At 67.9% G+C, this 12,384-nt stretch carries 12 protein-coding genes; 10 read left to right on the top strand and 2 right to left on the bottom strand.

Annotation, left to right across the window (positions count from 1 at the left end; all coding sequences use genetic code 11):
* The first annotated feature begins 104 nt into the window (after window positions 1-104).
* From AC5JJ2_RS09440 to AC5JJ2_RS09475, 8 genes are all read left to right on the top strand, one after another.
* Window positions 105-1,109 carry a DUF1559 family PulG-like putative transporter gene (locus tag AC5JJ2_RS09440; RefSeq protein WP_495857729.1) on the top strand — a complete coding sequence of 335 codons (1,005 nt, stop codon included), beginning with the start codon at window positions 105-107 and terminating at the stop codon, window positions 1,107-1,109.
* An 80-nt stretch (window positions 1,110-1,189) separates the two neighbouring features.
* Window positions 1,190-1,645 carry a hypothetical protein gene (locus AC5JJ2_RS09445; RefSeq protein ID WP_495857730.1) on the top strand — a complete coding sequence of 152 codons (456 nt, stop codon included), beginning with the start codon at window positions 1,190-1,192 and terminating at the stop codon, window positions 1,643-1,645.
* Between the two features lie 107 nt (window positions 1,646-1,752).
* The gene (locus AC5JJ2_RS09450) at window positions 1,753-3,321 is read left to right on the top strand and encodes a UxaA family hydrolase (protein WP_495857731.1); all 1,569 of its coding nucleotides are present in this window, start codon (window positions 1,753-1,755) and stop codon (window positions 3,319-3,321) included.
* Between the two features lie 13 nt (window positions 3,322-3,334).
* On the top strand, window positions 3,335-3,610 hold the full coding sequence (locus AC5JJ2_RS09455) for a hypothetical protein (RefSeq protein WP_495857732.1): 276 nt from the start codon (window positions 3,335-3,337) through the stop codon (window positions 3,608-3,610).
* A 16-nt stretch (window positions 3,611-3,626) separates the two neighbouring features.
* Window positions 3,627-3,842: a DUF2281 domain-containing protein gene (locus AC5JJ2_RS09460; RefSeq protein WP_495857733.1), complete on the top strand. Its 216-nt coding sequence runs from the start codon at window positions 3,627-3,629 to the stop codon at window positions 3,840-3,842.
* Window positions 3,823-4,161: a type II toxin-antitoxin system PemK/MazF family toxin gene (locus AC5JJ2_RS09465; RefSeq protein ID WP_495857734.1), complete on the top strand. Its 339-nt coding sequence runs from the start codon at window positions 3,823-3,825 to the stop codon at window positions 4,159-4,161. Before AC5JJ2_RS09460 ends, AC5JJ2_RS09465 begins: the two co-directional genes overlap by 20 nt.
* A gap of 32 nt (window positions 4,162-4,193) precedes the next feature.
* Window positions 4,194-4,571 carry a RidA family protein gene (locus AC5JJ2_RS09470; protein WP_495857735.1) on the top strand — a complete coding sequence of 126 codons (378 nt, stop codon included), beginning with the start codon at window positions 4,194-4,196 and terminating at the stop codon, window positions 4,569-4,571.
* Window positions 4,568-6,034, top strand: a complete 1,467-nt coding sequence (locus tag AC5JJ2_RS09475; protein ID WP_495857736.1) for a M81 family metallopeptidase — start codon at window positions 4,568-4,570, stop codon at window positions 6,032-6,034. The genes AC5JJ2_RS09470 and AC5JJ2_RS09475 overlap by 4 nt, the downstream gene beginning before the upstream one ends.
* On the opposite strand, the gene AC5JJ2_RS09480 is transcribed toward AC5JJ2_RS09475, so the two are convergent.
* Complete coding sequence (locus AC5JJ2_RS09480) at window positions 6,035-6,448, bottom strand: hypothetical protein (protein ID WP_495857737.1); 414 nt, start codon at window positions 6,446-6,448, stop codon at window positions 6,035-6,037.
* Window positions 6,449-6,586: 138 nt separating this feature from the next.
* Between AC5JJ2_RS09480 and recJ the strand changes: the two genes are divergently transcribed.
* Window positions 6,587-8,341: a single-stranded-DNA-specific exonuclease RecJ gene (recJ, locus tag AC5JJ2_RS09485; protein WP_495857738.1), complete on the top strand. Its 1,755-nt coding sequence runs from the start codon at window positions 6,587-6,589 to the stop codon at window positions 8,339-8,341.
* A gap of 144 nt (window positions 8,342-8,485) precedes the next feature.
* On the opposite strand, the gene AC5JJ2_RS09490 is transcribed toward recJ, so the two are convergent.
* Entirely contained in the window at window positions 8,486-10,597 is a 2,112-nt protein-coding gene (locus AC5JJ2_RS09490) for a hypothetical protein (protein WP_495857739.1), read from the bottom strand.
* Between the two features lie 146 nt (window positions 10,598-10,743).
* On the opposite strand from AC5JJ2_RS09490, the gene AC5JJ2_RS09495 reads away from it, so the two are divergent.
* Window positions 10,744-12,144: a hypothetical protein gene (locus AC5JJ2_RS09495; protein WP_495857740.1), complete on the top strand. Its 1,401-nt coding sequence runs from the start codon at window positions 10,744-10,746 to the stop codon at window positions 12,142-12,144.
* Window positions 12,145-12,384 lie beyond the last annotated feature (240 nt).

Genomic DNA, 12,384 nt, shown 5'->3' on the forward strand with positions numbered 1-12,384 from the left:
ATTCGTCACATTTTGTCCTTTACTCGGATTTCCGGGTTGGTCATAGTCTCAAGTGGTGACTCGCAATCACCCGTCTTTTCCACTTCTTTTTCGTCGAGGTCATCATGCGAAGGTTCTCTCCCCGCCGGTCGGCGTTCACGCTGATCGAGCTGCTCGTCGTGATCGCGATCATCGCGATCCTCATCGGGTTACTCCTCCCCGCCGTGCAAAAGGTCCGCGAGGCCGCGGCCCGGACGCAGTGCGTCAACAATCTGAAGCAGATCGGGTTGGCGTGGCACGGGCACAACGACACGACCGGCTTCCTGCCGTCCGGCGGTCAGCACTGGTCGATGGCCCCGACCTACGGCACGCCTGTCGTCGGCGTGATCCCGACCATCACGGCCGGGGCCGCAGCCCCGATGGACGTGACCGAACAACGAGCCGGGTGGGGTTTCCAAATCCTACCCTATATCGAGCAGAACGCGGTTTACACCGGCAGTGGCCGGGCGACTATCGGCGCACAGATGGAACAAGCCATCTCGACTCCGATCAAGACGTATTTCTGCCCGTCCCGGCGGTCCAACACGGTAATTTCTCAAGCCACGAACTGGTACGTGCCGACAGCCCCGACGATCTCGACGACCTACGGCCACGCCCAAACCGACTACGCGGCCTCATTCGCAAATAACAGCGGTGATAACGGAGCACTGGTACGAACCTTCAATCACTCGGCCGACAGCACGCCCGGTACCCGCCGGCGTGGCCCGATCCGCTTGAACGACCTCAACGACGGAACGTCGAATGTGTTGCTCGTGGCGGACAAACGGCGTCGGCCGGCCGATGCCGCGTTCCGAGGAGACGACAACGAAGGGTACACGTCTGGCTGGGACCAAGACATCATGCGGCGGACAGACTTAGCTCCTCGACCCGACACGATCGGCGTAGACGGCGAAACCCGGTTCGGCAGCTCTCACACGGGGGGGTTCGTCGCCCTCCTCGGCGACGGGTCGGTCCGGTTCATCAGCTACAACGTCGAGTGCAACCCGGACACGAATGGCATTTGCGCGAACACGTCCGTTTGGTGGCGACTCGGCCACCGGGCCGACGGCAACGTGCTAGGGAACTTCTGATCGAACGTTGCCAAACACCAACTCCGTTCCGGCCTTCGGGTCGGGGCGGAGTTGTTTCATCTCACCCACGAGGAACGTCCATGATCCGATCACCTCTCTGTCCATCGGCCGTTCGTCTCGCCATAGTCGGCGTCGTCCTATTTGCCGTCGTCGGCTGCGGCGGCGGGGGAAAGGAAGCGACGGCCGAGGGCCGTGTGAAGCCGAAGGGCCGCGTTCTTAAGAACGGGTTGCCGCTGGACATTAACGCCGCCGGGCTGCCGCCCGGCGACCCAGGCTTGCAGGTCATCTTCATCAAGATGGGGACGACCGACGCCGGGACCGAGATTCCCGCGCAGATTACCGACCCGGCCACCGGGTCGTTTGAACTCGCCGGGTTGGACGGGAAGGGGATTCCGCCGGGCAAGTACCGCGTGGCCGTCATCCTGGCCCCGTCCGGCAGCCCGGACCAGTTGAAGGGCAAGTACGATCAGAAGAACTCGAAGATCGAGAAAGAAATCACCGGGACCGAGGACGTGATTATCGACCTCGGGAAGTAGACCGGCCGACGCTCCCTCTCTCGACCCCGCGGGTTGCCCCCCGCGGGGTTTTTCATGTACCCTGATAGCATTCCGCCGGTGCCGCCTCACGATAAGGATGCTCCCCCATGGCCGTTGCCCTGTCCGAAGTCGCCGTCCACCTCCGCCCGGCCGACAACGTCGCCGTCGCCCGCCGTCTCATCGCCGCCGGCACGGAGGTCACGTTCAACGGCGGCACGCTCAAGGTTCCCACGCTCGTGAAGCCCGGCCACAAGTTCGCCGTCCACCCCATCAAGGAGGGCGACGCGATCACGAAGTACGGGCAGGTCATCGGGTTCGCCGGGAAGACCCTGGAGCCGGGCACGCACGTCCACACGCACAACGTCGTCCTCGGCAAGTTCGAACGGGACTACGCGTTCGCCAGCCAGACGCCGCCGCCGCCGGCCCCGCCCGCGGAGTACCGCAACTTCATGGGCTACGACCGCGGCCCGGTCCGCCCCGAACACCAGCGGTACGGCACGCGGAACTACGTCGCCATCATCAGCACCGTGAACTGCTCGGCCGGGACGAGCAAGTACGTCGCGGAGAAGCTGCGGATGAGCGGCGTGCTGAACCAGTACGCGAACATCGACGGCGTCGTGCCGATCGTCCACAAGCACGGCTGCGCGATGGCCTACGGCGGCGACGACCACAAGCAGCTCGACCGCACGCTCGCCGGCATCGCCAACCACCCGAACGTGGCCGCGTACATCCTCATCGGCCTCGGGTGCGAGACCGGCCAGGCCGCGCACCTGATCGAGAACGAGCACCTCGAACTCATCCAGCTCGGCAAGCCGAAGCAGAAGCCGATCCTGCTGAGCATTCAAGAAGAGGGCGGCATCGGGAAGACGGTGGACGCCGGGGTGAAGGCGATTGCCGAACTGCTGCCGCGGGTCAACGACGTAAAGCGGGTTCCCATTTCGGCGAAGCACCTGATCCTCGGCACGAACTGCGGCGGGTCGGACGGGAACAGCGGCATCACGGCCAACCCGGCCCTCGGCGTCGCGTCCGACCTCGTGGTGCAGCAGGGCGGCACGACCGTCCTCGCGGAGACGACGGAGATTTACGGGGCGGAGCACATCCTCACCCGTCGCGCCACGAGCAAGGCCGTCGGCGAGAAGCTGGTCGAACGGATCAAGTGGTGGGAGTGGTACACGAGCGTCTTCGGCGTGGAGATCAACAACAACCCGTCGGTCGGGAACAAGGAGGGCGGGCTGACGACGATCTACGAGAAGTCGCTGGGGGCGATCGCGAAGGCCGGGACGACGGCGATGACGGACGTGCTGACGTACGCGGAGCCGATCCGCTCGAAGGGGTTCGTGGTGATGGACACGCCGGGGTACGACCCGGTGAGCATGACCGGGATCGTGGCCGGCGGGGCGAACGTGTGCGTGTTCACGACCGGCCGCGGCAGCGTGTACGGGTGCAAGCCGGCCCCGTGCCTGAAGGTGGCGACGAACACGCCCTTGTACGAGCGGATGATCTCGGACATGGACATCGACGCCGGCAAGGTGCTGGCCGGCGTGCCGGTCGAGGAGGTCGGGAAGGAGATATTCGAGGCGGTCCTGGCCGTGGCGAGCGGGCAGAAGACGAAGAGCGAGGTGCACGGCGTCGGCGAGGAGGAGTTCGCCCCGTGGCACATCGGGCCGACGCTTTAACAAAGAGGGTGTCATGAGCGAACGTGCGAGTCAACTGCTTCAAGAACTGCTCGGCCTCGAACTCACGGAGCGGATCGCCCTCGCCGACCGGTTGGAGGCGAGCATCGACGCCGACCTGCCGGGGCCGACGAACGCCACGTCCGACGAGGAGCGGGAAGCCGAGGACCATCGGCTGTTGCTCGACCGGGTGACGGAAGCCGACCAACACCCGGAACGGCTGATCGACGGCGAGCAGGCGATGCGAGAGATCGAGGAGTACGCGCGGAGTCGCACCGGCTCGGTGCCATAAACGAAAGGAGAGCGGCATGACTGGACACGCTATCAAGGCGAACGCGGTCGTCGGCAAGAACGGCACAGTCGAGGTGACCGTTCCGCTCCCCGCCGGCACGACCGTCGAAGTGATGGTTTTCGCCCCCGACCGGGACGACGGCCGCGACCTGATCGCGGCCGCGGCGTCGTCAACGGATTTCTGGGACAACCCGATTGACGACGAGGTGTGGAATGACGCCGGGACAAGGTGATATCGTCCTCGTGCCGGTGCCGTTCACCGACCTGTCATCGACCCGCCGGCGGCCGGTCATCGTCATCTCCAACACGGCGTACCAGTTGGCCACCGTCGATTTCGTGTGCGTGGCCGTAACGTCGAACCTGCAAGGCGATGCCTACAGTTTCGACATCACCACCGCCGACCTCGACGACGGCACGCTCAAGATGACGAGCCGTGTCCGCGTGGACAAAGTTTACACGCTCGCGCAGTCGATTATCGTCGCCCGGTTCGGCCGCGTCAACGCAGCCACGATGAACCGAATTCGTGACATGCTCCGCGACCTGACCCGTTGATTCGCCTTCGCCCAATCTACGAGGCCGCCTTCATGACCCCCATCCGTCCCGCGTCCTTCGGCCCGCCGCGGCTGCCGTTCACGCCCGCGGTCAAGGCGAACGGGTTCGTCTTCGTCTCCGGGCAGGCGTCCACCGACGCCAACGGGAACATCGTCAACGACACGTTCGAGGCCGAGTTCCGCCGGTCCGTCGGGCACGTCAAGACCATCCTCGCGGCCGACGGGCTGACGCTCGCGGACGTGGTGCAGGTGCGGTCGTACCTCGCGAAGCAAGAAGACCTCGCCGAATACAACCGGCTGTACCGCGAGTACTTCGCGGAGCCGTACCCGGCCCGGACCACGCTCGTCGGCTGCCTCGGGACGGGCAGCATCCTGTACGAGATCGACGTCGTCGCGGCGGCCAAGTCATGAGCCACCGCGTCGGCATCGTCGCCCTGTTGCACGAGTCGAACACGTTCATCGGCGCGCCGACGACGCTCGACCACTTCCGCCGCGACCTGCTCGCCGAGGGGGAGGCCGTCCGCGAGAAGCTGGCCGGCACGCACCACGAGGTCGGCGGGTTCTTCGAGGGGTTGGCTCGCGAAGGAATCGAGGCCGTGCCGATCTTCACGGCCCGCGCGTTGCCGTATGGCACGATCGCGAAGGACGCGGCCGAGGAACTGACGCGACAGATGCTCGCGGCCGTGGACCGAGCCGGCGAGGTGGACGGCTACCTCGTCGCGCCGCACGGCGCGGCCGTCGCGGACGGCTACCCGGACTTCGACGGCCACTGGCTGACGCTTCTCCGCGAGAAGGTAGGATCGAAGCCGGTCGTCGGCACGCTCGACCTGCACGCGAACCTGTCGCCGAAGATGGTCGCGGCGTGCGACGCCCTGATCGCGTACCGCACGAACCCGCACCTCGACCAGAAGGATCGCGGCATCGAAGCCGCGACGCTGATGGCGCACTCGCTGCAAGGGAAGGTCCGCCCGACGATGGCCGCGGCGTTTCCGCCGCTGGCCGCGAACATCGAGCGCCAGGCGACGCTCGAACCGCAGTGGCGGCCGCTGCTGGACCTGCTGCTCGACCAACGGGACCGCGGCGCGGAGACGAACAGCCTGGTCTACGGCTTCCCGTACTCCGACGTGCCGGAGATGGGGTCCGCGGTGATCGCCGTCACGAACGGCGATGCCGCGCTCGCCCAGCAGTTGGCGAACGAGTTAGCCGACGAGTGGTGGAAGCGGCGGGAAGAATTCGCGGGGCAACTCGTCGGTGTGAAAGAGGCCGTTGATCGCGCCGAACAGCTCGAGGGGCCGGTGTGCCTGCTCGACATGGGCGACAACGTCGGCGGCGGTTCCCCGGCGGACGGCACGGTCCTCGCGCACGAACTGCACGCCCGGAAGCTGGGGCCGAGCCTCGTCGTCATCGCCGACCCGGAAGCCGTGGGACGAACCGCGTCGTTGAACATCGGGGACCGCGTTCGCCTGCGAATCGGCGGGAAGTCGGACGACCGGCACGGGCCGCCGCTCGACGCGGACGTTACGCTCGTCGGCCGGAGCGACGGCCGGTACGAGGAAACGCAGGTCCGGCACGGCGGGCTTCGCACGTTCGACCAGGGGCCGACGGCGGTGGTGCGGACTGACACCGGGCTGACGGTGGTTCTCACGACGAACCGGATGGCCCCGTTCAGCCTGAACCAGGTCGCGTCCTGCGGCCTCGACCCGGCCGCGTTTCGCGTGCTGGTGGCGAAGGGCGTTCACGCGCCGGTCGCGGCCTACGCCCCGGTCTGCAAGCACCTGATCCGCGTGAACACGCCGGGCGTGACGACGGCCGACATGCGGGGGCTGTACTACCGCCACCGCCGTCGCCCGCTGTTCCCGTTCGAGGACGTGTGACTACTTCTCCGGCTTCGCCATAACCTTCGGTGCTTCCGGCGCAGCCGCGGAAGGTGCCGGCGCGGGCGGCAGGGTGCAGTTCATCGGCCCGGCGGCGGAGGGCGTCGTCGAACAGCTTACCGCCGCGGCCGTGCAGGTTCCGGCTTTTGACGCGCACGTCTCGACCGACTGAAACTTCGCCTTTAGCCGCGTGAGCAACCCCGGCCGGCCGCACGGGTCGGCCGGCTCGTGGCAGGTCGTCGTGAACCCGGCGAACAGCGGCGTCCCGCACGGCACGCAGGACGCGGAGGACGCGGCGCTGAGCTTCGCGCGGATTCTGACGAGGATGCCGGGCGAATCGCACCCGCACGGCTCCGGGCACGGGTCGCCGCCGGTCGCGACGGCGGCCGTAAGAAGTAAGGTCGTGACGGTCATGGCGTAGACTCCTTCAACCCCCGTCATCACGCACCGACACCATCCCCCGCCACCTGCTTCGGCAGAATTCGTCGGAATCTTGAAGCACTTTTTCCCGGCCGGCGGCCGATAGAATTGCATCACCTCCGAGGGGCGGGCGTGGCAGCGGTCGCGAAGCAGTGGCATCTCCTCCCGCACGACGACGCGGCCGTCCGACGGCTGGCGGGCGAACTCCAGGTTTCCCCGGTCGTCGCGCAGTTGCTCCTCAACCGCGGCATCAAGCAGCCCGCCGAGGCGAGGCGGTTTCTCGACCCCGTGCTGACGGCGCTGCACCCGCCGGAGACGCTGCCCGGCGTCGCCGACGCGGCGAACCGGATCGCGGCCGCGATCCGCGAGAAGGTCCGCATCCGCGTGTTCGGCGACTACGACGCGGACGGCGTGACCGGCACGGCCGTCCTCGTTCGCATCATCGAGCAGCTCGGCGGGGTCGTCGATTTCTACATCCCGCACCGGCTCGACGAGGGGTACGGGCTGAACGTCGAGGCGGTCCAGAAGGCGAAGGCCGACGGCGTCGGGTTGATGGTCACCGTCGATTGCGGCATCACGGCCGTCGCCGAGGCGGAAGAAGCACGGCGGGTCGGGATCGAACTCGTCATCACGGACCACCACGAGCCGAAGGACGAGCTGCCGGCGGCGGACGTGATCGTCCACCCGCGGCTGCCGGGCGGCTACCCGTTCGGCGGGCTGTCCGGGTCCGGCGTCGCGTTCAAGCTCGCGTGGGTCATCGCGCAGCGGGCGAGCAACAACGAGCGCGTCACGCCGGAACTCCGCGAGCTGCTACTCGACTGCGTCGGCCTGGCGGCGCTCGGCCTCGTCGCCGATGTCGTGCCGCTGCGGGACGAGAACCGCATCTTCGTCAAGCACGGCCTGCACCGCATCGCGAAGAAGCCGCTGCTCGGACTGAAGGCGTTGATCGAGGCCAGCAAACTGAAGGATGTCGCGATCAAGGCCGAGGACGTGAGCTTCAAGCTCGCCCCGCGGCTGAACGCGGCCGGGCGGCTGGGGTGCGCGCTGCTCGTGGTGGAGTTGCTCACCACGAAGTCGCCGGTGAAGGCCCGCGAGATCGCCGAGTGCCTGGACGGGTTCAACTCGCAACGGCAGACGCTCGAACGGCGGATCGGCACGCAGGCCCGCGAGATGATCGAGCAGGAGAAGTTCGCGTCCGATTCCGCACTCGTCCTCGGCTCCGAAGACTGGCACCAGGGCGTCGTCGGCATCGTCGCCGGGCGGATCGCGGAGCAGTTCGGCAAGCCGACGGTCCTCGTGTCGCTGCGGCCGAACGACGAACCCTCGACCGGCTCGGGGCGGTCGATCGCCGGCGTCGAGTTGCACGAGGTGTTAAAGGACTGCAACGGCGTGCTAGAGGGCTACGGCGGCCACGCGGCGGCGGCGGGGGTGAAGGTCCGGCCGTCGAACCTCGCGGCGTTTCGGAAGGCATTCGCGGCGGCCGTGGCGAAGAAGTGCCCGGCCGGGCTGCCGCGGCCGCGGATCGTCCTCGACGCCGAGGTTCCCTTGTCGGCACTCACGTTCGGCCTGCTCAAGGACATCGACAAGCTCGAACCCTACGGGGCGGAGAACCCGAAGCCGCGGTTCGTCGCGACCGGGCTGACCATCGACGGCGTGCCCCGCCGCATCGGGACCGGCGAGCGCCACCTGAGCTTCCGCGTGCGGCAGGGGACGACACTGATCCGGGCCGTGGCGTTCGGCCTCGGCGACAGGCTGGACGAGCTCATGTCCGCGGGCGGGAAGTGTTCGCTCGTGTTCACCCCGCGGTTGAACGAGTGGCAGGGCCAGCGGTCGGTCGAGATCGAGGTCATCGACTTCCGACCGGGGACGGAGGTGGTGTTGGAGTGAGCGCGGTGGCATCTGCCTACCTGGGACCGCGGGCGTCCCGCCCGCCCACCTTCCCGACTTCGGGGACCTGTCTTACGCGGCTGGGGCCGAGGCGGGCGGGACGCCCGCGATCCCAGGAATTGCGACCGAGCCGTCGAGACGATCTTACTTCTGTTCCGGCAGCTTCTTCTTCAAGTCCTCGACCCGCCGCTTCCACGAGTTGAACGACCCCTCGCGGGCGAGCGGGCCGGCCGCCGCGTCGTAGCCGCTCAGCGCCTTCATCGACCGGGCCTCCGGATCGACCTCGTTGAGAAGTTGCCAGAACGCCAGCTCGCGGATCACCAGCGCCGGCGAGTTCAGGTGCTCGACGAGCTGGTCGAGCGCCTTCGGGTCCGCCCGCTCCGCGTCGCTGACGCCGCGGACCAGCCGCACCACCGTCTTCGCTTGATCGGCCGTGAGCCGGCTCTTCTCCGTGAGAATCTTCGTCAACTGGTCGAGGGCGTCCGGCGAGGTCGCGGCCAGGGCGTGCAGTCCGTACACGGCCGCGTCGCGGACGCGGGGGCGGGCGTCGTCGATCAGGCCGTCAACGACCGGCGGCAGGTCGCCGAGGGCGGCGTAGCCGAGCACGGCGACGCACGGCCGCACCGCCCGCTTCGCCGCCTCCGTCATCGTCTCGTTCACGCCGGGGCCGGGGTCGGCGAACATCTCGGCGAACCGGACGCGGACCGACTCCATGTCGCGGAACCGGTCGGCGAACTCGGCCAGCGTCGCCTGCACGGCCCGCCCGAGCGTCTCGCTCGCCGGGAGCGGCGCGCGGGGGAACAGCCCGGCCGTCAGGCCCGGCGGCGGGCCGGGCAGCTTCTTCGGCCCGACGAGGCCGGCCCCCTTGCTCGACCACGTCACGGCGTCGTTCGGCGTCAACTCCGGCAGCGGCTTGTACCGCGCCTTCAGCTTCGCCGTGCCCTTGAGGACCGCGAGCAGGAGCGTCGTCTGCGGCTTCTCGCTCGGGTCCACGTCGGCCGTCAGGCCGGGCATCAGCCGGTGCGTGACCTCGACCACCACGTCGGCCTTGTCGTCGGGCAGCGTCACGTCCCAGATTTCGCCGAGGCAGCGGACGCGGACGGTCGTGCCGGTCGGCTTCTTCGCTGTGAGGTAGATGCGGCCGGTGTGCAATGTCAAATCCGCGTCGAACCCGTCGTAGGGCGGGTGGAACGTGACCGCCGTGTCGAGGATCGGGATCGGCTGCTGCTCGGGGAGGTTGCCCCAGAGTTCGACGCCCGCGCCGCTGTCGGTCTTGAAGTTCGCCTTGTAGCCGGGCAGCGCGACCAGCTTCTCGGCGGAGAACAGCGCCGGGTCCTTCGCCGCGACGCGGACCCATTTGCCGTCGCGGTTGGCGAGGACGACGCGGTCCGGCGTTTCCAGCACGCCGAGGGTGACGCGGTCCTCCTTCGGCGGCTGCGGCTTCGGCACGAGGTCCATCGGCGGCGGGCCTTCGACCATTGGCGCGGGGGCCACCGCCGGTTCTTCCTTCGACAGGTCCACGGCCGCGGGCATCGGCACGGCCGGCGGCTCCGCCTTCGGCTCGACCTTCGGCGGCTCGGGTTTCTTCTCCCCGTTGGCGGGCACGACGGCCGCGATCTCCTGTCGCTTCGGAGGCAGGTCGGACTTCGCGGCCGACGGCCACGCGGCGTAGGCCGTCAGCCCCAGCCCGGCGACGAGCGCCGCGAGGATCGCGAGCTGGGCGATTTTCTGCCCGCGGTTCTCCGTCTGCCCGTAAGCCTTCATGCCGAGCAGGTACGCGGCGTCCGAGTCGTCGGCGTTCGGCAGCGGCTCGTCCGGCAGCACGCCGCCGACCGGGACGGTGTTCCCCGGCTTCTTGTTCGGCAGCGACTCCGGACCGGTGACGAGCCGGTACATCCGCTGCCGGGCGGTTGGCGGCACGCGGACCGGCTCGCTGAGGAGCAGCGTGAGAATCTGGTGGCAGGCCGCGACCTCCGCGAGGTGAACGTCCGAGTCGAGGCAGAGCTTCTCGAACTCGACCGTCTGGTCGGACGGCAGCGTGTCGCTGAGGTACTCAGCCACGGTGTTCGGGTCCGACCCGTTGCCGCCCTCGGCCGGCGGCGTCGAGAGCCGGCGGCGGCGGGTGACCCGCTTGATCGTCTCGATCAGTTCCTTCGCCGTCGGACTCTCCGCGACCTTCTGGCCGATCGCCTTCGCCTCGTCGCCGGGCAGGGTGTCGTCGAGGTACGCCAACAAGGTTCGCAGGGTCAGTCGCATCGCCGGCCTCCGGGGTGTCGTCACCTCAAATAGTGGGGCCGCGACTCCGGTTTCGTGCATCGAAATGGAAAAAAATTCGAGGCGTGCATTCGCCGGAACAATCGGTATCCTCGGCAGAGTTAAACCTGCCTTCCAGGACGATCCCCATGCGAACCTTGTTGTTCTTCCTGTTCCTGTCGGCGAGTTTCGCCGTCGCCGCGGACCCGAAGTCCGGCGTGCGGGCCGGGGCGTTTGCGATGGACGTGACGCCGGAGCACTTCCCGATTTCCGTGAACGGGAACATGGCCGACTTCCAGGCGAAGGCCGCGAACGACCCGCTGCACGCGAGGTGTCTGGTGCTGGACGACGGGAAGACGAAGCTCGCCCTCGTCGTCGTCGATAGCTGCATGTTGCCGCGGGAGTTGCTCGACCGGGCGAAGGAGCTGGCGAGCGCGAAGACCGGCATCCCGACGAGCCACATGCTCATCTCAGCGACGCACACGCACTCCGCCCCGACCGCGACCGGCGTGTTCCAGAGCGAGCCGGACGCGAAGTACGTGGCGTGGCTGCCGGGCAAGATCGCGGACGGGATCGCGAAGGCGCACGCCAACCTCTCGCCGGCGGAACTCGGGTGGGCCGTCGTGGACGAGCCGACGCAGGTGTTCAACCGCCGGTGGTGGATCAAGCCGAGCGTCGAGAACCGCGACCCGTTCGGCGGGACGACCGACCTCGTGAAGATGAACCCCGGAATTCAGAACCCGGCCCTGATCGCGAGCGCCGGGCCGACCGATCCGGGCGTGTCGATCCTCGCGGCCCGCGTGGGCGGGAAGCCGGTCGCCCTATTCGGCAACTACTCGCTGCACTACGTCGGTGGGCTGCCGGCGCTCTCGGCCGATTACTTCGGGCTGTTCAGCGACACGATCGGCGGGAAGGTCGGCGGGAACGAGAAATTCGTCGGCGGGCTGTTCAACGGCACGAGCGGGGACGTGAACAACATCAACTTCCGCGAGGCGGCGATCCCGGCCAAGCCCGGCGAGCGGGCGCGGGTCGTGGCCGACGTGGTGTCGAATGCGGCGAAGAGGGCTTACGGACAGGCGAAGTTCACCAGCGACATAACTCTCGCCGTCGCAGAGAAGGAGGTCGAGCTGAAGGTCCGTAAACCGACCGCCGGGGAACTAAAACGGGCTGAGGATATGCTCGCGAAGGCCGGGGATCGCGTGCTGAAGGGGTTGGACGAGGTGTACGCTCGCGAGACGGTGCTGATCGCGAAGTACCCGGACACGGTGAAGCTGAAACTCCAGGCGATGCGGGTCGGCGGCCTCGGGATCGTCGGCATCCCGTGCGAGGTGTTCACCGAGATCGGGCTGGAGATTAAACGCCGCTCGCCCCTCCAGCCGACGTTCACGGTGTCGCTCGCGAACGGCTACAACGGCTACCTGCCGACGCCGCAGCAGCACCGGTGGGGCGGGTACGAGACGTGGCGGGCGCGGTCGAGCTACCTCGAAGTCACGGCGTCCGACACGGTCACGGCGACGGTGATGGAGTTGCTGGCGGCCGTGGGGAAATGAAAAACCCGTCGGCGAACGCGAACGTCCGCCAACGGGTTTTTGGAGCCGCGGGTTCCGGCCCGCGGCTCGGCCTCTTCCGTCCCAGCCCCGTTCCGACAAGGCTGCGTCGGTTGATGGGAACAGAAGCAATCACCGTGCCGCGCAGTTTCGTGCCGAATTTCGCGGCCGATTGATCTTGAATCGCTGATTTTTCGGGTTGCGTCGGCAATTCTGACGGCAAGTTTTACAACTCGCGCCGGA

The organism is Limnoglobus sp., assembly GCF_059499385.1.

What these genes read in the sequence shown, in the direction of transcription:
- AC5JJ2_RS09450 (WP_495857731.1), top strand. Translation starts at nt 1,753, where the DNA reads ATGGCCGTTGCCCTGTCCGAAGTCGCCGTCCACCTCCGCCCGGCCGAC.
- AC5JJ2_RS09440 (WP_495857729.1), top strand. Translation starts at nt 105, where the DNA reads ATGCGAAGGTTCTCTCCCCGCCGGTCGGCGTTCACGCTGATCGAGCTG.
- AC5JJ2_RS09495 (WP_495857740.1), top strand. Translation starts at nt 10,744, where the DNA reads ATGCGAACCTTGTTGTTCTTCCTGTTCCTGTCGGCGAGTTTCGCCGTC.
- AC5JJ2_RS09460 (WP_495857733.1), top strand. Translation starts at nt 3,627, where the DNA reads ATGACTGGACACGCTATCAAGGCGAACGCGGTCGTCGGCAAGAACGGC.
- AC5JJ2_RS09490 (WP_495857739.1), bottom strand. Translation starts at nt 10,597, where the DNA reads ATGCGACTGACCCTGCGAACCTTGTTGGCGTACCTCGACGACACCCTG.
- AC5JJ2_RS09475 (WP_495857736.1), top strand. Translation starts at nt 4,568, where the DNA reads ATGAGCCACCGCGTCGGCATCGTCGCCCTGTTGCACGAGTCGAACACG.
- AC5JJ2_RS09480 (WP_495857737.1), bottom strand. Translation starts at nt 6,448, where the DNA reads ATGACCGTCACGACCTTACTTCTTACGGCCGCCGTCGCGACCGGCGGC.
- AC5JJ2_RS09455 (WP_495857732.1), top strand. Translation starts at nt 3,335, where the DNA reads ATGAGCGAACGTGCGAGTCAACTGCTTCAAGAACTGCTCGGCCTCGAA.
- AC5JJ2_RS09470 (WP_495857735.1), top strand. Translation starts at nt 4,194, where the DNA reads ATGACCCCCATCCGTCCCGCGTCCTTCGGCCCGCCGCGGCTGCCGTTC.
- AC5JJ2_RS09465 (WP_495857734.1), top strand. Translation starts at nt 3,823, where the DNA reads ATGACGCCGGGACAAGGTGATATCGTCCTCGTGCCGGTGCCGTTCACC.
- AC5JJ2_RS09445 (WP_495857730.1), top strand. Translation starts at nt 1,190, where the DNA reads ATGATCCGATCACCTCTCTGTCCATCGGCCGTTCGTCTCGCCATAGTC.